The sequence below is a fragment of the Okeania sp. SIO1H4 genome (genome assembly GCF_010672695.1).
Lineage (GTDB): Bacteria > Cyanobacteriota > Cyanobacteriia > Cyanobacteriales > Microcoleaceae > Okeania > Okeania hirsuta.
In genome coordinates this window covers 117,817-136,469 of record NZ_JAAHGB010000002.1, presented here as the reverse complement: position 1 = coordinate 136,469, position 18,653 = coordinate 117,817, and the positions used below count along the sequence as shown (strand labels likewise).

Annotated in this window: 17 protein-coding genes and 1 pseudogene; 9 read left to right on the top strand and 9 right to left on the bottom strand. The window is 36.9% G+C overall.

The genetic code is table 11. From position 1 onward, the window contains the following. Positions 1-279: 279 nt before the first annotated feature. The 3 genes and pseudogenes from F6K06_RS01130 to F6K06_RS01120 form a co-directional block, all read right to left on the bottom strand. A pseudogene (locus F6K06_RS01130) lies at positions 280-531 on the bottom strand (transposase); the annotation flags it as partial. A gap of 96 nt (positions 532-627) precedes the next feature. After that, positions 628-1,911, bottom strand: a complete 1,284-nt coding sequence (locus F6K06_RS01125; RefSeq protein ID WP_124143229.1) for a dihydroorotase — start codon at positions 1,909-1,911, stop codon at positions 628-630. A 1,052-nt stretch (positions 1,912-2,963) separates the two neighbouring features. Continuing rightward, positions 2,964-4,322, bottom strand: a complete 1,359-nt coding sequence (locus F6K06_RS01120) for a histidine phosphatase family protein (RefSeq protein WP_124143213.1) — start codon at positions 4,320-4,322, stop codon at positions 2,964-2,966. A 789-nt stretch (positions 4,323-5,111) separates the two neighbouring features. On the opposite strand from F6K06_RS01120, the gene F6K06_RS01115 reads away from it, so the two are divergent. The 5 genes from F6K06_RS01115 (at position 5,112) to F6K06_RS01095 (ending at position 9,338) form a co-directional block, all read left to right on the top strand. Further along, positions 5,112-6,626, top strand: a complete 1,515-nt coding sequence (locus F6K06_RS01115) for a CPBP family intramembrane glutamic endopeptidase (protein ID WP_124154235.1) — start codon at positions 5,112-5,114, stop codon at positions 6,624-6,626. A 316-nt stretch (positions 6,627-6,942) separates the two neighbouring features. Further along, the gene (locus F6K06_RS01110) at positions 6,943-7,401 is read left to right on the top strand and encodes a Ycf66 family protein (protein WP_240041535.1); all 459 of its coding nucleotides are present in this window, start codon (positions 6,943-6,945) and stop codon (positions 7,399-7,401) included. Positions 7,402-7,819: 418 nt separating this feature from the next. Then, positions 7,820-8,728: a DMT family transporter gene (locus F6K06_RS01105; protein WP_124154236.1), complete on the top strand. Its 909-nt coding sequence runs from the start codon at positions 7,820-7,822 to the stop codon at positions 8,726-8,728. Positions 8,729-8,881: 153 nt separating this feature from the next. Continuing rightward, positions 8,882-9,058, top strand: a complete 177-nt coding sequence (locus F6K06_RS01100; protein ID WP_161564920.1) for a hypothetical protein — start codon at positions 8,882-8,884, stop codon at positions 9,056-9,058. After that, positions 9,039-9,338 (top strand): hypothetical protein, encoded by a 300-nt coding sequence (locus F6K06_RS01095; RefSeq protein ID WP_124154237.1) that lies wholly within the window; start codon positions 9,039-9,041, stop codon positions 9,336-9,338. Before F6K06_RS01100 ends, F6K06_RS01095 begins: the two co-directional genes overlap by 20 nt. Positions 9,339-9,648: 310 nt before the next feature. Here F6K06_RS01095 and nifT read toward each other — a convergent pair whose 3' ends face one another. The 5 genes from nifT to cysE form a co-directional block, all read right to left on the bottom strand. Continuing rightward, complete coding sequence (nifT, locus tag F6K06_RS01090; protein ID WP_124143216.1) at positions 9,649-9,849, bottom strand: putative nitrogen fixation protein NifT; 201 nt, start codon at positions 9,847-9,849, stop codon at positions 9,649-9,651. Further along, positions 9,849-10,115, bottom strand: a complete 267-nt coding sequence (locus tag F6K06_RS01085) for a nitrogen fixation protein NifZ (protein ID WP_124143217.1) — start codon at positions 10,113-10,115, stop codon at positions 9,849-9,851. Before F6K06_RS01085 ends, nifT begins: the two co-directional genes overlap by 1 nt. 233 nt (positions 10,116-10,348) lie before the next feature. Then, the gene (locus tag F6K06_RS01080) at positions 10,349-10,579 is read right to left on the bottom strand and encodes a DUF2949 domain-containing protein (RefSeq protein WP_124143218.1); all 231 of its coding nucleotides are present in this window, start codon (positions 10,577-10,579) and stop codon (positions 10,349-10,351) included. Positions 10,580-10,665: 86 nt separating this feature from the next. Beyond that, positions 10,666-10,938 (bottom strand): Asr1405/Asl0597 family protein, encoded by a 273-nt coding sequence (locus F6K06_RS01075; protein ID WP_124143219.1) that lies wholly within the window; start codon positions 10,936-10,938, stop codon positions 10,666-10,668. A gap of 12 nt (positions 10,939-10,950) precedes the next feature. Beyond that, positions 10,951-11,559 (bottom strand): serine O-acetyltransferase, encoded by a 609-nt coding sequence (gene cysE, locus F6K06_RS01070; protein WP_287239164.1) that lies wholly within the window; start codon positions 11,557-11,559, stop codon positions 10,951-10,953. A gap of 1,544 nt (positions 11,560-13,103) precedes the next feature. Between cysE and nifB the strand changes: the two genes are divergently transcribed. Next, a complete protein-coding gene (nifB, locus tag F6K06_RS01065) occupies positions 13,104-14,486 on the top strand; it encodes a nitrogenase cofactor biosynthesis protein NifB (protein WP_338043125.1) in 1,383 nt (460 codons plus the stop codon). 45 nt (positions 14,487-14,531) lie between these two features. Here the strand turns inward: nifB and F6K06_RS01060 are convergent, their stop codons facing one another. Beyond that, complete coding sequence (locus F6K06_RS01060) at positions 14,532-14,759, bottom strand: hypothetical protein (RefSeq protein ID WP_287308796.1); 228 nt, start codon at positions 14,757-14,759, stop codon at positions 14,532-14,534. Positions 14,760-14,830: 71 nt separating this feature from the next. On the opposite strand from F6K06_RS01060, the gene nifS reads away from it, so the two are divergent. The 3 genes from nifS to nifH all read left to right on the top strand — a co-directional run bounded on the left by nifS (position 14,831) and on the right by nifH (position 18,578). Next, positions 14,831-16,033, top strand: a complete 1,203-nt coding sequence (nifS, locus tag F6K06_RS01055) for a cysteine desulfurase NifS (protein ID WP_124154239.1) — start codon at positions 14,831-14,833, stop codon at positions 16,031-16,033. A 417-nt stretch (positions 16,034-16,450) separates the two neighbouring features. Beyond that, positions 16,451-17,329, top strand: a complete 879-nt coding sequence (gene nifU / locus F6K06_RS01050; RefSeq protein WP_124154240.1) for a Fe-S cluster assembly protein NifU — start codon at positions 16,451-16,453, stop codon at positions 17,327-17,329. 361 nt (positions 17,330-17,690) lie between these two features. Next, on the top strand, positions 17,691-18,578 hold the full coding sequence (gene nifH, locus F6K06_RS01045) for a nitrogenase iron protein (protein ID WP_124154243.1): 888 nt from the start codon (positions 17,691-17,693) through the stop codon (positions 18,576-18,578). Positions 18,579-18,653 lie beyond the last annotated feature (75 nt).

Here is an 18,653-nt window from a genome sequence, read left to right as displayed (position 1 = left end):
ATTTGAAGAAGGAGACAGGAGACAGGAGACAGGAGACAGGAGGAAAATTACATGGGGATTCTCACCCCAAGTAATTTTGAACACCGTGTAGACGGTGGGGTATTAAACCCACAAAGAAAATGATAATGTAAGGGTTCAGGTGAGAGCAATGTTGCCACCACTAGGATATGCCAACACTCCCTGATAATTCAGGTATGAGTTCTAGGAATTAGAGAAAGACTTGATGAGCGTTGGCGGAGCCTAGCGGCAGCTATAGTCATTCCGAATAAGACTGGGACACTAAGAGGCACAATAATCTCGAATGATATCATCAATGGATTTATCTTTTCCTTCGTACATTCTTTTCTTCTTTAATGCGCCAAAGTCGTGTTCTATATAATTTAAACCTGGAGAGTATTTAGGGAGAAATATAACTTCATGTCCTTGGCCATTGACTAATTCCTTAATCAGCGTTTTTCTGTGAATTGGTGCATTGTCCATTATTAGGACTGATTTTCGCTCAAGTGATGGTAATAAATATTGTTCTAAGTATTATGTAGTTTTTAGAACTCATATCTTAGATAACTCCCGTGGAATATCACTCTACATTTAGTATGGGTACTTCAGAAAAAGTCAAATCCTTTAAAACTAAACTTCGAGAACACGACCTTGAATTTGTTTTCCCAACCAAGGCGTATTAATAGAACGAGATTTCAAAGTTTGCTTTTCTACTACCCAAGTTTCTTGAGGCCCAAATAGGGTAACTTCTGCTGACTTTTGAGGTCTTACCTCTCCAGGACTTAATCCTAAACATTTGCTAGGAGCCGTACTTAATACCCTCCATAAATCTAAAGCCGACAACTTTCCTGTTTGGACAAAATTCTGCCATAATAAAGGTAATGCTATTTCTAATCCTATAGTTCCTGGGGGTGCTTCATAAAAAGTAACCGTTTTCTCCTCATAACAAAAAGGAGCATGCTCAATAGCAATAGCATCCAAAACCCCATCCTTAATACCTTGAACCAAAGCCAAGCGATCGCTAGAATTTCCTAAAGGAGGTTCCAAACGTAAATTAGTGTCATAAGGAAAAAACTCCGTCTCAAAAGGAGACTTACCCTCCATTGCCTGAGTATCCAACAACAAGTGCATCCAAGTTGTACTAGCAGTAATAGGCAAACCCCTATTTTTAGCTACTCTAATCAATTCCACACTCCGAGCAGTGGAAACCCGCATAATATGGACAGGAGTACCAATAGCATCTACTAATTCCAACACAGCAGCTAAAGCAGAAGTTTCAGCCATAGTGGGAACTCCAGGCAAACCCAAGCGAATAGAATCATACCCCTCTCGCATTACCCCTTTACCCGCCAACCTAGAATTATTGCAACATAAAGCTAGAGGTTTATTCAGAGGTTTGAGATATTCCAAGATTCGTCGTAACAAACCAAGATTTTGTAGAGGTAAACCATCGGCAAACCCCACAACTCCTGTTGTTGCCAACTCTCCCAACTCGGTCATTTGCTCCCCTTGTAAACCTTGGGTAATAGCACCCCAATAATAAATGATGGGAGTAGAAGCATAATTTTTGGCTAAATTTTGCAACCTAGCCAAACCAGCAGGATTATCTACAGGTGGAAAAGTATCAGGCAAAATAGCTAATCTAGTAAAACCCCCTGCTGTAGCAGCTTGAATTAAAGACTCAATAGTTTCTCGTTCCTCAAACCCTGGTTCGCCACTATGAGAATATAAGTCTACTAAACCAGGGCCTAAAATTAGTCCATGGGAATTTTGAATTTCTGTTTTAGTGGGAAATTCAGAAATTTGTGTCTCAACTGCTGCGATTTTACTATCGATGATTAATACATCAGCAATTCTGTCTGTATTGGAAACTGGGTCTAATATTCGGATTTGTTGAAATAATTTGCTGTTCATCTGAGGAAGGTGGTAGGTGCTGTACCAAGGGTGAAAAAAGAATGTTTTTGAATGATAAGAGTGATTAAAAGAATCTACAAGAGGTTTTCCTTTGACTAAATAGTATGGCGCTATAGTTTTGGCTCTACATCTGACAAATATAGTCTGAGAAAGTCCGATGAAAAAGGCGATCGCCTTCCAGTGTCGGGATTGAATTATTCCCATCAATATTCCATAGCGTGAAAATTTGCCTTCTGATATACAAAGCTTGACTTTGCCTTCTCCAGATAGAGAGAAATAATATGGCGCTATAGTTTTGGCTCCACATCTGAGGAAGTCCGATGAAAAAAAATTATTACCCTCCAGTGCCAGACAAATATTAAATTATTTTCATCTATCCTCCATAGGGTGAAAATTTACCGAGGATAAATAAAGTTTTCTTTTACCTTCTCCAGATAGAGAGAAATAATATGGCGCTATAGTTTTGGCTCCACATCTGAGAAATTACTCTGAGGAAGTCCGATGAAAAAAGGCGATAGTCTTCCAGTGCCAGGTAAATATTAAATTATTTTCATCTATCCTCCATAGGGTGAAAATTTACCGAGGATAAATAAAGTTTTCTTTTACCTTCTCCAGATAGAGAGAAATAATATGGCGCTATAGTTTTTGGCGGTGGTGAATTTTCATTGGTCGTGCATTGTCATTATTTTTTACGAGGCACGGCAGTGGGAGTATCTTGCTCCCGTACCAGATATTACTTTTTCCTGTATACCATTACGCGAGCAAGACTACCTAGTTTTGGTTCCACATCTGAGAAATATAGTTTGAGAAAGTCCAATCAAAAAAGGCGATCGCCTTTTTTGATTGGACAAATATTGAATTATCCCCATCAATTCTTCATAGCGTGAAAATTTGCCTTCTGATAGACAAAGCTTTTTTTGTCTTCTTCAGATAGAGAGAAATAATATGGCGCTATAGTATTTACCCCAAATCTCAAAAATACAGTCTGAGGATAAGTCCGATGAAAAAATATGATTACCTTCTGCCTTCTGCCTTCTGCCTTCTGCCTTCCCTTACAACGCCCCGGCCGCAGTCTTGTCCAAAATACCGCCAGATAAATGAGAAGTAATATTCATGGCCTCCAAAACAGCTTGTCCATCTGGCCCTTGAGGATAATCAATTACGCTAACTGCCCCATTTCCCTGCTTAAAATTCCAGAAATGTTTAGGTTCCAGACCAAATAATTGACAAAGAATTGCCTTATTTATCGCATCATGGGCAACGACAATACCAACACCAGAAACTGACCGAATAATTTTTTGCCAAGCAATCATTGCTCGTTCCCAAACCTGCTGTAAATTTTCACCTTCTGGCATTTGTACCGTTTCTGGAAATTCTTTCCACTGCTTCAACAGACCAGGAAAACCAGATTCAATTTCCGATTCAAATTTTCCCTCCCAGAGACCGTGACTAATTTCCCATAAACCATCATCTAACTGTAACTCCACATCTGGATGGTGCTGCAAAATAATCTCTGCCGTTTCCTTGGGACGTGACATAGAACTACTCACAGCAAAATCTAGATGTACATCTTTGAGAAACTCGGCAGCTTGGCCACCTTGAAGGCGACCATTATCATTAAGTGGTACATCAATTTGTCCCTGAAATTTACCATCTCGGTTCCAGTTTGTCTCACCGTGGCGCACCAATAACAATCGAGGACCTTGATGTTTCTCTCTAGGTTTAGGGAATTTCTCACCAATGTGAGTAGTAAGATTCATTGATTCTAACTGAACAGAACCTCCGGATTTATCTTCTCCAGAAAAAGAAGGGAAAGGAGGAGTAAAGTTGAGAATGCTAATACCACAATTAGACTGTTGTATGGATTGATAAAAAGATGGTTGTATTTCTAAAGCTGTAGCGATAAGACAGCGATTAATACCATTGTGAGCCACAACCAAAATAGTTTTATCGTTATTTTGACTTAAAGTTTCTTGCCAAAATTGTTTAGCTTGGTCAAACAAAGATAGAACAGGAAAATGCTTGATTTGCCCCTCTGGTGTTGAGACTTCCATATAAAATTCATGGGGAAGTTGACTCCAGATACGATAATCTTCTCCAAATTTATCCTTGACTTCTTGGCGCAACATTCCTTCCCATAATGGTAAATCTACTTCCCTTAAGTTTTCTTTGCTTTGTAATGGGGGGGGAGAATTTAAACAGGAATGGATAATTTCTGCTGTTTGTTTGGCCCTTTTGAGAGGACTAGCGTAAATAGCATCAAACTTTAGACCTTTGAGAGCTTCACCTACCTGACGGGCAGCATTTATGCCTATGTCTGTGAGAATTGAGACATCAAGACGGCCTTGAATTCGACGTTCAACATTGTAGGTGCTTTGGCCATGGCGCACAAGGATAACACGGGTACTCATGGATAGTTTAGATTATAAATTTGCTGGAAACTTTGCAACAGAGTGATTTTATCTTGTTTTTGGTACTTATAGCAGGGAACAGGCAACAGGCAACAGGGAAGAAAATTTCTGAAAAAAGGCACAAAATATGATCTATATGTGTAATTTCCACTCCTATGTCTAATGGTCTAGAATTCTATTTCAGTTGTGGGTAAAATATCTTGGAATTTAGATAACAGCTTGAAAAGGCAACAGTTCATCTGAGGTTAAAATTTCCAACTTTTTATCTATCCATGGATTTTTTACCGAGAAATTCAAGAAGAAATAAATCCAAAAAATCCAGTTCGTTAATCCTATAATTTTAATAATTTTAAGGAGAGGTAATTATTAATTATTAATTGTTGAAGACCTAGATAAAAATTCTATATATCATTTAGTACAGCATAATTAATAAATTAGAAGTTATTTTTCAGAAGTATAGTATTTTTTCTGTCTGGTTTAAAGACTTAATTTGTGTATAGCAATAAACCGGTAGGTTAAGTAGACTGATGATGATCCGAATCAGAGGAAATGTTTTTCCCACTGTTGCCTGTTCCCTGCTATACTTCACAAACTTGAAGTCTGCTATATAGCGTTTTCAAATGAGATGTCAAACAAGAGTTGGTTATTTATTAACAGTAAAAAGTCCGGGAAACCTTCTTACCTGTTGCCTAAAAAAGACCAGGTTTTTTACGCAACTCAAATGAAATTACTATATCTAGACTGAAGCAAAAATCTGCAATTTTAGAGAGATATTATTAGGAGATATTAATGACGATTAAAAGATTAATTTTAAGTATTCTGACTATTGTAGCCATTTCTTTTATTGGTTTTTCTTTATTTAGTAGTGTAACTCAGCCACAAATTCAAAGTCGTCTGGAGTTATATCAGACTAATTTATTGTTGCACGCTGCGGAATGGCAACCTGAAGATTTAGATAGTAAGAATTTTGCTGTAGCTAGTGAAGCTTTGATTGGTAATGATTCTTATGAAGCTGGATTAATACAATACAAAAATGCTCGTCAGTCTGCTCAACAGCAACTGGAAAAACAAACTTTAGAGGTGGAAAATTTAGGAGAAGTAAAACAGTTATACAAGAATATAAATCAGTTAAAAAGTCTGATTAATGAGTTTGATATTAATATCGGAATTTTACAGGCACAAAAAAATAAAATAGATGATGCTAGGCAAAGTTGGCAAAATTTAACTAAGTCAGAAATAGAAAATCTGTCTTTAGGAGAAACGGCAAAAGTTTTAAGTGAAATTTGGAATAAACCAGCGAGAATTTTACCTGATGCAGAATCTTTAATCCAGAAAAATTTAGATGGATGGTTTCGTTATCGTGCCTTAAAAAAATTATATAAATTACAGGAAAGACAAGAGGTTTTATCTCAACTAGAAATCCAGGAACAAGAAATAGCTCAACAGGCTGTATTTAAGTTAGCAATTGTTGCTGGTTTGCCGGGAATGGGATTAGTATTCGGAATAGGATTACTCATATTTTTAGGAGTACAATTGTTAATCTCTGGGAAAGAATCTTTATTCTTAAAAAATGCCAATTTACCTTGGGAAGTAACCTGGGATGGTGAAACAATTTTACAAGTATTTGTAGTTGGATTTTTCTTGGTCGGACAAATTTTGATTCCTTTAGGATTAGAGATTTTTAAAGGTTTCACAAATTGGCAACCTGCAATGATGGGAGTGCGGGTACAAGCTGGATATATTTTAGGGAGTTATATTCTGTTTTCTATAGGTGGTTTATTGGTACTTTATTTTTCACTAAAGTCATTTTTTCCACTGCCGAAAGATTGGTTTAAATTTGATTTACGCGGTGGTTGGTTTTTCTGGGGTTTGGGTGGATATTTTGTTGCTTTGCCAATGGTAATTTTAATATCTTTAATTAATCAACAATTATGGCAAGGTCAAGGAGGAAGTAATCCAATTTTACCTATTGCTTTGAAAGGGCAAGATGGATTAGCTTTAGCTCTGTTTTATGTCACAGCTTCTATTGCTGCACCAGTTTTTGAGGAGATTATGTTTCGAGGATTTTTGTTGCCTTCTTTGACAAAATATATGTCAGTTTGGGGAGCTATTGTAGCAAGTGGATTTTTATTTGCCGTCGCTCATTTGAATATTTCAGAAGTTTTACCTTTGGCAGTTTTAGGAATGATTTTGGGAGTAGTTTATACCAGGTCTCGTAATCTTTTATCTTCTATGTTGTTACATAGTTTATGGAATAGTGGAACTTTGTTAAGTTTGTATATTTTGGGAAGTGGGGCTGGTTAATTTTTAGTGTTAGTTTCAGAGACATAAAATAGGGAGTAGGGGAGTAGGGGAGTAGGGGAGTGGGGAAGTGGGGAAAAAATATTTACCCTGTGAAAAGTCTACTTATTGTGCCTCATAAAAACGGGAAGCAATTTCATTAATTGATAATTGATCATGGATAATTGATAATTACCTCTGGTTAAAACCGTTACGGAATTGAATGTAAGGAAATATTATTTCTTTTTTTCCCCTTGAAAGGGGAGGCAGAGTAAGCTGAATTATTTAATTAATAATTATTAATTATTAATTTTTCGGTAAATAATCGAAGAAGTATAAAATGATGAATCTTCTTTTAAATTATTCGAGTTTACTTGGGTTATTAGATATCTTACTAGCCCTATTAATTTTCAACGAATCCCTAAAAAAATTATTATCTCAAGAAGCTTTTGATATTGTTCAATGGATTTTTGTCCCGATCGCCATACTATGGTGTGGAGGAATTTTGATTTTTCAGGGGTGGAGACTCGATCCAATATTATTTTTTGTGATGTTTTTGTTACATATTATATTAGTATTTTTGGTAATTAAAACTTCCCTATACAATATTGTTTCTCATCAAAAAGCTTTTAATATTATTCAATGGATTTTTGTTAAAATTTTTCTTCCGATCGCCATACTATTGTGTGGAGGAATTTTGCTTTATCAGGGGTGGAGACTCGATTCAATATTATCTTTTGCTATATTTTTGTTAATTAGTGTATCTATATTTTTGGGTATTAAAGATATCTTTAAATAAGTTGCTTCCATACACCTTTCACTAATAACTTTAAATAACTATCATACTGGATTTATTAATAAATCTCATAAATACAGTTTTTTCATTACTATTACTACTTGAATAGTTATTATTGGTCATATCATCTCCGTTGGGGGAAGTTTGTGTAAACCCAAGCATAAATATATGTAGGAAATTTAAGTTTTTTTCTTGACTCTTAAACCCTTCCTGCCTCTTCCCTCTTCCCTCTTCCTTCTTCCTTAATATATGTAGGAAATTTAAGTTTTTTTCTTGACTCTTAAACCTTCTTCCCTCTTTCTTCTTTCTTCTTCCTTCTTCCTTAATATATGTAGGAAATTTAAATTTTTTTCTTGACTCTTAAACCCTTCCTGCCTCTTTCTTCTTTCTTCTTCCTTCTTCCTTCTTCCTTCTAAAAATTATGGAACTGTGGATAACTAATTTTCAAGGCGAACTAGCAGCATTAACCGGTGCATTTTTATGGGCAGCATCCTCCGCTGCTTATAGCTTACTTGGGCAAAAAATATCTCCCCTAAAATTAAATTTATTCAAAGGTTTAATAGCGATCGCTCTGATTTTTCTAACTTTAATTATTAGTGACAAACTTCAGACAGAAATCAACTCAACTACTATTAATTTATTTCTGATTAGTGGCATTCTTGGTATTGGTTTAGGAGATACTGCCTTTTTTTCTGCCCTCAAAAATATGGGTGCAAGAAGAACTCTTCTCATGGAAACTTTATCTCCTCCCATGACAGCTTTATTAGCTTTAATTTTCTTAGGAGAACAATTAACTTTTGGTGCTTGGTGTGGAATTTTAATTACAGTTGGAGGCGTAGCTTGGGTAATCTCAGAAAGAACTCCCGGTGCAGCAATTAGTAATGTTAATATCAAACAAGGAATACTCTGGGCAATATTAGCAGCAATAGCTAATTCTAGTGGTGCAGTTATCTCCCGTTTTGCTTTGCTTTCCTCAGATATTAATCCTTTATTAAGCACATTATTTCGTTTAATTGGAGGAACAACTATTGTTGTTTTATTGTTATTTTTTCAGAAAATAAAACAAGATAAATCAGAGAAATTTAACTGGTCAATGAAACTTGTAGGAGCAATTTTTATTACAGCTTTTAGCAGCACTTATTTAGGTATTTGGCTACAGCAAACTTCCCTAAAATTTTCTCCCGCAGGTATTGCTCAAACCCTCTTAGCTACCAGCCCAATATTTATAATTCCCATTGCTGCTCAAATGGGAGAAAAAATAAGCATTAGGTCAATTTTAGGAGTATTAGTTGCAGTAGTAGGAATTAGTTTACTATTCACTTTTCAGTAATTAGGGTTTGCTGAAAAAGTTTTTTGGAGGGGGGGGAGGAGTCAGGAGGGAAAAAAGAAGGAATAAGCAAGAAAAAAGAGGACACGGTATAATACCAAATTGATAAATTTTTACTACAATATAGATAGATTATATTAAAACAGTAAATAACTGATGGAAAAGTTTGCAGATATTAAAAGCTTACTAAAAGAGTATTATGATTTGGAATTTCCAGTTTCAATCTTTCAATTAGCTGATTTTTTACAAAACTATCCTGAAGAAGGAATGTGGGATTTAAGTACAGTTAGAGACCGTTTCATCAGATACTGGTTTGGGACTTTGTGTACCTGAAAAGTTCCGCAGAAATGAATCATCAAAGGTTTATCGTAAACTTAGCAATGAAAGATATAAAGTGCTACTTGATGAGTGTACAGATGATAATGTAATACCTGCCTTTAAAGTAGGTCGATCTTTATGGTACTGGGGTGGTGAAGAAGATTCTGAGAAAGCCTACAATTTACTTAAAAAAGCTTACACTGTACTTCAACGTGAAAAATTGTTACACATTCTTGAGATTCACTATAATAACAGGGATATTAGATGGGTTGATATGACTGGCTATCCTAAGTAGGGTTTGCTGATTAAATATCAAAGTCTTGATAGATAAAGGTAGACCTCGATCAGATATTCTTAAAAATAGCTGCTCCAGTTCATTTGAGATAGTTATCTCTATCTTTTTTCCCTTTTTTTCAATATTTACCCCAACTTCGGTCTTCCCTCTTCCTTCTTTCGTACGGACATTGCATGCAACGTTCCTACCATTTGTAACAAACATTTATCACGCTTGGTATTAGATATATTGGGGTCAAAAAAACCACCAAACAAGAGATAAATCTCATTTGGTGGCTGTACAATAAGGAGTAACTATGGAAAGGAAACTTTTAGTTTAATCTCTTAGCATCGATAGTTAAAGGTAGTTTTTCTGGTTGGTCTTTAGGAATAGATAATTCCCAACCATTTGTTAAAGTTAAAACTTTAATATCTCCATCAATTTTTTGTGAAACAACTTCTTCTTCCAAATCTTTTTTAGCAACATAAACTTCTAAATTTCCTGCTGCATTATTTCGTAAGATTACTTTCATTAATTTTCCTCTACAACTTCTATTTCATTTTTACGACAGCCTATAATCATTCCTTTTTTAATGAAATGTACGGAATAAATATAAAATTTTTGTAAGAAGGTGCCTATGCCACAAATATAACCGACCTCTCCCCCTTCCAAAAGAATGTCACCTCGATTTTTTCCAGGGAAAGTACCATCATTACGAATTATTTTGCGAACTCTTACTTTCTGTTCCAATTCAAATACTGGTGGTCCATCTAATTCGATCGCCTCATCTAATTTCATGTAGCTGCCTCCCTAATACTGAGCTAAATCTTAGCGTTATTTTTGGTGGAATGAATAGTGATAATTTCTTTAGAGATTATGACATATTAATTATTTAAGAAAAAGTAGCTATTGCTTCTTTCTTTAGGATAGTAAAAATTACATTTAAGCAAAATCTAAAAGTATTTATCACTATTAAACATGGGTTTGTCAACGAGAAAGCTTTTATTTAGATAAACTTTATAATTCATCTTTTAACTAATTGGTCGATCATAGCAGAAAGTATTGCTATCGTAAGACTCATGCCAATCAAAAATTTGTTGCAGTTGTTGGAGAGAAATCATACCAAACTTCCAGAGAATCATTGGTAGAGGTCCACAAGAAGCTTCACTGTGTTTCCGTGCTACAGAAATAGCTGCGGCAGAAATAGCTAATTCTTCCTGCAAAAAATTAATAAATAGAGTTGTTTTGCGATCGCCTTCCATAGTTATTATCCTTAAAATATTAAACTACAGGTAATAGATAAGGAAGGTAACTCCATATCTATTACCAATGAGAATTGTTCATTAAATCAATGGTTGTATTTAGGAAAAACTTCCATCTGCCAGCATCTTTCTAACCAGTCCACTAACTCTTTGCGAGGGGCAACAAATTGCTTAACAATGCTGTGGACAAGAAGAGCATCAGTGAAATTATTGATTTCGACTAATAACTCACCGCTAGCGGAACACCAGCTATTAATCATTAGTTCTTGTAAGCGCTGATGAATGAACCAACGATCGATTTGAGAAACATTCACAACTGTAATCAAGTCTTGAGGGTTAGGATTATGATTGCTATACATCGTTGTCATTCCTTAGTGTTGCTGATAAAAGTTTGCAATTGTTTGTTCTAGTTGCTCAATTCTGTCAAGTAAAGCGCGAGTTACAGTAGCTTGTGTATCTGGTAACTGTCCATGTTCAAGAGGTCCAACTCGTTCGCCAGATTTAGAAACAATTCGACCAGGTATACCGACAACTGTGCATTCAGAAGGAACATTATTCAATACAATTGAACCAGCACCTATGCGAACATTATCTCCGATATTTATATTACCTAGTACCTTCGCACCAGCACCAACTACAACATTCTTGCCAATAGTGGGATGACGTTTGCCAATTTCTTTTCCTGTACCACCAAGAGTGACACCTTGATAAATTAAAGAATATTCTCCAATGATTGCAGTTTCACCAATCACCACTCCCATGCCATGATCGATAAATACTCCTCGTCCAATTGTTGCTCCAGGGTGAATTTCAATTCCAGTTAAAAACCGCCCAAGATGGGAAATTAAACGTGGAATTAGAGAAATGTTCTGAAGATGTAACCAATGAGCGAGGCGATGTAGTACTAGAGCGTGCAAACCAGGATAGCAACATAAGACTTCAACCCAGTTGCGTGCTGCGGGGTCTCGCTCAAAGATCATTTGAAAATCTGTTAAGACTGTCTCTAGCTCTGGAAAGGTAAAATATTTATACCAAAATCTATGACGACGAGAAGAAGAAAGGTCTCTACCTGATTCTGGTTGTCGATTTTGTTGAGCAGTGTCAGTATTAGCTTTGAGTTTGAATTGAGACCTAAAGTTACCTTGACTTTTTTTGGAATTAGAAGTGTTAGTTTTATTAGGTAATGTACAAGTATTGCCAGTTAGTAAGGTGGTCATGGGTTAAATAGGGGGTTCCGTGCTTGACAAGGACGTTTGCTTTTCAATTTTTATATCAAGTGCCTTGTAAACTACTAACCAATATTTAACGGTCAATCTTTATTAGATATATTAAGCTTGTACTCAAAAGACTGAAAATGAATGTAGATAGATGTTTGAAATATATTTTGGGGTAGTAGGTGCTAGTATTTTTTGTAGCGTGTACGAGTATTTAATGAACAATGTACTAGCATTTTTGTACTCAAGGTTGATGCTTGTGTATAAGCAGGTTTGAAGTTTTTAAGAAGGGTTTGTACTGAAATTGAAACTTGTACTCAAATTATAGTTTAACTCATAATTATAGGGAAAAGATTAAAAAAAATATTAAAAATTATCTACTTAATTCTGAAAAAACTGCTAAATTTATTACAGAAGCGAAAAAGTTGCATTTTTATTTTTAGCTATAAGAAAATTGAAAATATTTCTCAGAAAGAACTATTGAAAATTACTTACATTAATTCTGAAAAACTGCTAAATTTATTACAGAAGCGAAAAAGTTGCATTTAGTTTTTGGCCACATAAAATTGTTAAGGAAATTGGTTATATTTCTCAGGATTTTGTTAATGTAGATTACTCTAAAGTGCGACTATATTAAACCTAGATAATTAGTGATGAAAAGCCTTATTCTTGATAACTTTGCTCCTTTTATTTCTGCCTTCTCTCTGTGTAGCTGGAAAAATGATGATCAAACTTTAAAGAAAAATTAAGATAAATCTAGCCTACTTGCCAAAAATTGATACATTGTATACAGTAATAAAAGGTTAGATTGAATAAGGGGTGTATGAGTACAGGAGTATTGAGGTAAAAGTAAGGGTTAAAAAAGCAGTTAAATTATTGATATATATAGGTTTGATAACGAGTACATAAAACTCCGTACCATTACCCCATAAATACTTGTACCCCACTTAAAAAATACAAGTACCTATACCCCAATAAAAAAATTAGATACCTCGATTTGATTTGAATTATTAGATGATACAAATCTGAGTACAAAACTAATGATCGTAATCAATACTAATGGGGGTTTTTGAAAGTAACAGTTTAAAGGCCACTGATATAAAAACTATAACGCCGGACACCTAAACTGCATACGAAAAATAATCGTTTCAGGAAAAGTGTATCGACGCGAGTAATCCGTCACTCACGGCGACAGCTACCCAACAATAGTGGAAACTTAGATGTTACAGCCAACAGAACTATCTTCCCAACCAACAGTAGACAGCTTCGCAAAAACCACGAAAAGCACGGAAAAGAAATCCGGAGGCTGCGTGTCAAAGGGTTGCGGAACTACTACCGAACAGCAACTTCCCGCCAGTATTCAAGAGCGCGTTGCTAACCATCCTTGCTACAGTCAAGAAGCGCATCACCATTATGCGAGGATGCACGCTCCAGTTGCACCAGCTTGCAATATTCAATGTAATTTCTGTAACCGTAAATACGACTGCGCCAACGAAAGTCGTCCCGGTGTAGTTAGTGAACTGCTAACTCCTGAAGAAGCAGCTCATAAAGCTCTAGTAATTGCAGGCAAAATTCCCCAAATGACTGTTATGGGAATTGCCGGACCAGGAGACCCATTAGCGAACCCAGAGAAAACATTCCGCACATTTGAGCTTGTAGCTGAGAAAGCACCAGATATCAAGCTTTGCTTGTCAACCAATGGTCTAGCTTTACCCGATTATATTGATCGACTCAAAGCACTCAACATTGACCACGTTACTTTAACGATTAATATGGTTGACCCTGAAATCGGGGTAAAGATTTATCCTTGGGTTCATTATCGCCGGAAACGCTATAGAGGAATTGAAGGGGTAAAAATTCTGCATCAAAGGCAAATGGAATCCTTAGACTTACTCAGAGAAGCTGATATTCTCTGCAAAGTTAACTCAGTAATGATTCCTGGCATCAATGATGAGCATTTAGAAGAAGTAAATAAAATTGTTCGTTCTAAGGGTGCATTCATTCACAATATTATGCCTCTGATTTCTTCACCAGAACACGGTACTTACTTTGGCTTAAATGGTCAGCGTGGCCCTACCACTGAAGAATTGAAAACATTGCAAGACAAATGTGATGTAGGTGGCATGAAAATGATGCGTCACTGTCGTCAATGTCGTGCAGATGCAGTTGGTTTGTTAGGTGAAGACCGCAGTAAGGAATTCACAAAAGAAGCAATCATGGAGATGACTCCAGAATATGACTTGGAAAAGCGCAAAGAATTCCATGCTGGTATTGAAGGTTTCCGTAATAAATTAGCAACAGCTAAAGCAGAAACTCTTGTAAAAGAAGCAGTTGCTCAAGCTGGTCCTCCTATACTGTTAGCAGTAGCAAGTAAGGGTAACGGATTAGTTAATCAACACTTCGGTCATGCTAAAGAGTTTATGATTTATGAAGTTGATGGTGTGAAAGCTAGATTTATTGCTCACCGCAAAGTTGACCACTATTGCTTAGGTGGTTATGGTGAAGAAGGCAGTTTGGAGAATATCATTAAGGCAATTTCTGATTGTAAAGCTGTGCTGGTTTCTAAAATTGGTGAGAGTCCTAAGGAAAAGGTACTCGACGCAGGAATAGATGTAGTAGAGAGCTACGATGTAATTGAAACAGTTGCTTTAGATTTCTACAAGCAATTCATAAAACTAATACAACCTGCATAGGTTAACTGAAGTTAGAAGTCAGAAGTTTCAGGCAATTATTTGACATTAGCTTACAGCAGGTAAATGAAGTACAGATAAGAATGGTAAAGTTTTCGTAGTGCGGATATCTTGCCCGTGACTGGTGTACCTTACTAATATGAAATACGCTGTAAAACTCAAGCAATGGAAGATGTTTCCTTCTTCCTTCTTTCTTCTTCCCTCAATGGAAGATGTTTCTTTATTCCTTCTTCCTTCTTCCTTCTTCCCTCTTCCTTTCAAAAGCTTAAAACTCAAGCAATGGAAGATGTTTCCTTCTTCCTTCTTCCCTCTTCCTTCTTCCTTTCACCTCAAGTATTTAGTCAGCTATGCAACAAACCATTTATCTCGATAATAATGCTACCACCAAAGTAGATGATGCAGTGCTAGCGGAAATGCTGCCTTACCTGAGTCAGTTTTATGGTAACCCCTCTAGTATGCACACTTTTGGCGGACAAGTTGGTAAGGCTGTGAGAAACGCGCGATCGCAAGTTGCAGCTTTATTAGGTGCCCAGGATACAGAAATTATCTTTACCAGTTGTGGTACTGAGGGTGATAATGCTGCAATTCGAGCTGCTCTCACTGCCCAACCAAATAAACGGCATATTATTACTACTCAGGTAGAACACCCAGCAGTTTTGAATCTCTGCAAGCATTTGGAAAAGCAGGGTTATACCGTTACTTATCTGTCAGTAGATAGCCAAGGAATGATAGATTTACTTGAGCTGGAAGCTGCTATTACAGGTAATACCGCCTTAGTCTCCGTTATGTACGCCAATAATGAAACAGGCGTGATTTTCCCCATAGAGAAAATAGGGCAGATAGCTAAGGAATATGGTGCGCTATTTCATGTTGATGCGGTGCAAGTAGCAGGGAAAATTCCCCTGGATATGAAGAATAGCACTATAGATATGCTGGCTATCTCTGGTCACAAATTGCACGCACCTAAGGGTATTGCCGCTTTATATGTACGTCGTGGTACTCGGTTCCGTCCGTTATTAATTGGCGGACATCAGGAACGCGGTCGCCGTGCTGGTACGGAAAATGTGCCTGGTATTATTGCTCTGGGTAAAGCTTGTGAATTGGCACAGGAGCATTTAGCACATATCGACCGGGAACGGGAACTGCGCGATTATTTGGAGAACGGTATTCTTGCTGCTATTTCTGATTGTGCTGTTAATGGTCATCCTACTCAAAGGTTGCCTAATACTACTAATATTGGCTTCAAGTTTATTGAGGGAGAAGCAATATTGCTACATTTGAACCATTATGGTATCTGTGCTTCTTCTGGATCTGCTTGTACTTCTGGGTCTCTGGAACCGTCTCATGTTTTGCGGGCAATGGGTCTGCCATACACAATTTTGCATGGCTCAATTCGTTTCTCTTTATCACGTTATACAACTCGCCAAGAGGTTGAGGAAGTGTTAGCAGTGATGCCTACTATTGTGGAGCGTTTACGGGCTTTATCACCCTTTAAGAACGACCAAGCTAATTGGTTGCAAGAACGACAAGAAGCAACTGTACAATCCTAAAATTTACAATGTTTTAAAGATTGCTACACTTTTGTTTACGCTACATTTTTGTAGCAAAAATAACAGAAAAACTCAGTTGATTCCGCAACAATCATTATATAGCTTAAAGAGGGGTGTATCTCACGCTAATAACTCGCAAAATTGTAGCAGAATTAACAGAAAAAAGATTCCTTAACCTAGAGTATAAGTAATATAACTTCTAGGGGTAATAAGTAACTTTAAACGCTAATTACTTGAAAAAATAAATTTAAGGAAAAAAGGGTTGCTTGAATATAAAAAATGTGAAATACTAATAATATACAAGTTTAACCCACCTCCTAAAATAATAAATTATTACTCTACAAACTGAGTAGTAATATTCAAGAAAAAGCGCAACTTTCATCAGTAAAAATTAGGGTGTTCTAAACAATAAGGGCTATGTGGGAATATACTGACAAAGTAATGGACTTGTTCTATAACCCCCAAAATCAAGGAACCATTACAGACGAGAAAGAAGGGGAAAAGGTAGTTAGCGGTGAGGTAGGAAGTATAGCGTGTGGAGATGCTCTCAGCCTACACCTCAAAGTAAATGAAGCCTCCGGCGAAATCTTAGATGCAAAATTTCAAACCTTTGGCTGTGCTAGTGCAATCGCTTCATCTTCTGCTCTGACAGCAATGCTAAAAGGCAAAACTATAGACGAAGCCATGAATATTAAAAACCAGGATATCGCGGGATACCTGGGAGGGCTGCCAGAAGAAAAAATGCACTGTTCAGTCATGGGAGAGGAAGCATTAGAAGCAGCAATTTTTAAATATAAAGGTATTGAAGTAGAAGTTCACGAAGAAGACCACGAAGGAGCATTAGTTTGTAGCTGTTTTGCAATTACCGAAAACAAGATTAAGCGAGTAATTCGGGAAAACAAGCTCGAAACAGCGGAAGAAGTAACAAACTATGTGAAGGCAGGTGGTGGTTGTGGTTCTTGTCTGGCAGATATTGACGATCTAATCGCATCGGTTTACGAAACGCCAGAACCTACAGCACAACACATTCCTACAACTACAAAACCTGCCAGCAAACTAACAAATCTACAAAAAATTACATTGATTCAACAAGTATTAGAACAAGAAGTGAGACCTGTTCTCGCGGAAGATGGAGGAGATGTTGAACTGTTTGATGTAGATGGCGATCGCGTGCTAGTAACACTAAAAGGAGCCTGTGGTTCTTGCAGTAGTGCAATGGCGACATTGAAAGGAGCGATTGAAGCTACATTAAAAGAACGAGTAAGCGAAAGCATTGTAGTAGAAGAAGCAGTTTAAAACATCAGTTATCTTTGAAAGAAATTAATTGTTAACTGATGATTAGTAAAACTTAAATTTATGCTAACTACAGCGATAAACGACAAATAACAACAGGTGCATTAATGACAACTATATATACGCAGGTTATACCTGCTCAAGCTTTAGGGCGAGCGCCTCCGGGCACTCAATGTTGCTGCTAAATACACACTGTTCTTAAACGAACAAAATTAATATATGAATGCGATCTGTAAAACCAAAAGCCCTAGAAAACAGCAGCTATATATCAAACACAAACTCTAAGGAAACTTTTACAGAATCAAAATCACATTCATTCAAAATCAAGTCAAACAAACATACTAACAAAACGGAGAAATCTATCATGCGTCAGATTGCATTTTACGGAAAAGGCGGTATCGGTAAATCCACTACTTCTCAGAACACTCTAGCTGCAATGGCTAACCGTCACGGTCAGAGAATCATGATCGTAGGTTGTGACCCTAAAGCTGATTCAACTCGTTTGATCTTAAACGCTAAAGCTCAAACTACTGTACTTCACGTTGCTGCAGAGCGCGGTGCAGTTGAAGACGTAGAACTAGATGAAGTATTGAAAGATGGTTTTGCTGGAATCCGTTGCGTTGAGTCTGGTGGTCCTGAGCCTGGTGTAGGTTGCGCAGGTCGTGGTATTATCACTGCTATCAACTTCCTAGAGGAAGAAGGTGCTTATCAAGACCTAGATTTCGTAAGTTATGACGTACTAGGTGACGTTGTTTGCGGTGGATTTGCAATGCCTATCCGTGAAAACAAAGCTCAAGAAATCTACATCGTATGTTCCGGTGAAATGATGGCGATGTATGCTGCTAACAACATCGCTCGTGGTGTTCTTAAGTATGCTCATGCTGGTGGTGTACGTTTAGGTGGTTTAATCTGCAACAGCCGTAAGGTTGACCGTGAAGTTGAGTTAATCGAGAACTTAGCAGCTCGTTTGAACACTCAAATGATTCACTTCGTACCTCGCGACAACGTTGTACAACGCGCTGAAATCCGTCGTATGACTGTTGAACAGTATTCTCCAGAGGATAACCAAGCTCAAGAGTACAATACATTAGCTGAGAAGATCATCAGCAACGAAAAACTAACTATTCCTACTCCTCTAGAAATGGATGAATTAGAAGAGTTGTTAATTGAGTTCGGTCTATTAGGTGACGAAGACGATCGTCAGAAGCAAATTGCAGCACAAGATGCAGCTTTAGCAGAAAAGAAAGCTTAAGTAAGCTGAAAATCTTCTAACACAAAAGTGGGGGTGTGCAGAGCGCACCCCATCTCAAGACACAAGTAGTAGTGA

Excerpts from the sequence above, each read along its gene's own strand:
- F6K06_RS01125 (WP_124143229.1), bottom strand. The coding sequence starts at position 1,911 with ATGAACAGCAAATTATTTCAACAAATCCGAATATTAGACCCAGTTTCC.
- F6K06_RS01120 (WP_124143213.1), bottom strand. The coding sequence starts at position 4,322 with ATGAGTACCCGTGTTATCCTTGTGCGCCATGGCCAAAGCACCTACAAT.
- F6K06_RS01115 (WP_124154235.1), top strand. The coding sequence starts at position 5,112 with ATGACGATTAAAAGATTAATTTTAAGTATTCTGACTATTGTAGCCATT.
- F6K06_RS01110 (WP_240041535.1), top strand. The coding sequence starts at position 6,943 with ATGATGAATCTTCTTTTAAATTATTCGAGTTTACTTGGGTTATTAGAT.
- F6K06_RS01105 (WP_124154236.1), top strand. The coding sequence starts at position 7,820 with ATGGAACTGTGGATAACTAATTTTCAAGGCGAACTAGCAGCATTAACC.
- F6K06_RS01100 (WP_161564920.1), top strand. The coding sequence starts at position 8,882 with ATGGAAAAGTTTGCAGATATTAAAAGCTTACTAAAAGAGTATTATGAT.
- nifT (WP_124143216.1), bottom strand. The coding sequence starts at position 9,849 with ATGAAAGTAATCTTACGAAATAATGCAGCAGGAAATTTAGAAGTTTAT.
- F6K06_RS01085 (WP_124143217.1), bottom strand. The coding sequence starts at position 10,115 with ATGAAATTAGATGAGGCGATCGAATTAGATGGACCACCAGTATTTGAA.
- F6K06_RS01080 (WP_124143218.1), bottom strand. The coding sequence starts at position 10,579 with ATGGAAGGCGATCGCAAAACAACTCTATTTATTAATTTTTTGCAGGAA.
- F6K06_RS01075 (WP_124143219.1), bottom strand. The coding sequence starts at position 10,938 with ATGTATAGCAATCATAATCCTAACCCTCAAGACTTGATTACAGTTGTG.
- cysE (WP_287239164.1), bottom strand. The coding sequence starts at position 11,559 with ATGATCTTTGAGCGAGACCCCGCAGCACGCAACTGGGTTGAAGTCTTA.
- nifS (WP_124154239.1), top strand. The coding sequence starts at position 14,831 with ATGCAACAAACCATTTATCTCGATAATAATGCTACCACCAAAGTAGAT.
- nifU (WP_124154240.1), top strand. The coding sequence starts at position 16,451 with ATGTGGGAATATACTGACAAAGTAATGGACTTGTTCTATAACCCCCAA.
- nifH (WP_124154243.1), top strand. The coding sequence starts at position 17,691 with ATGCGTCAGATTGCATTTTACGGAAAAGGCGGTATCGGTAAATCCACT.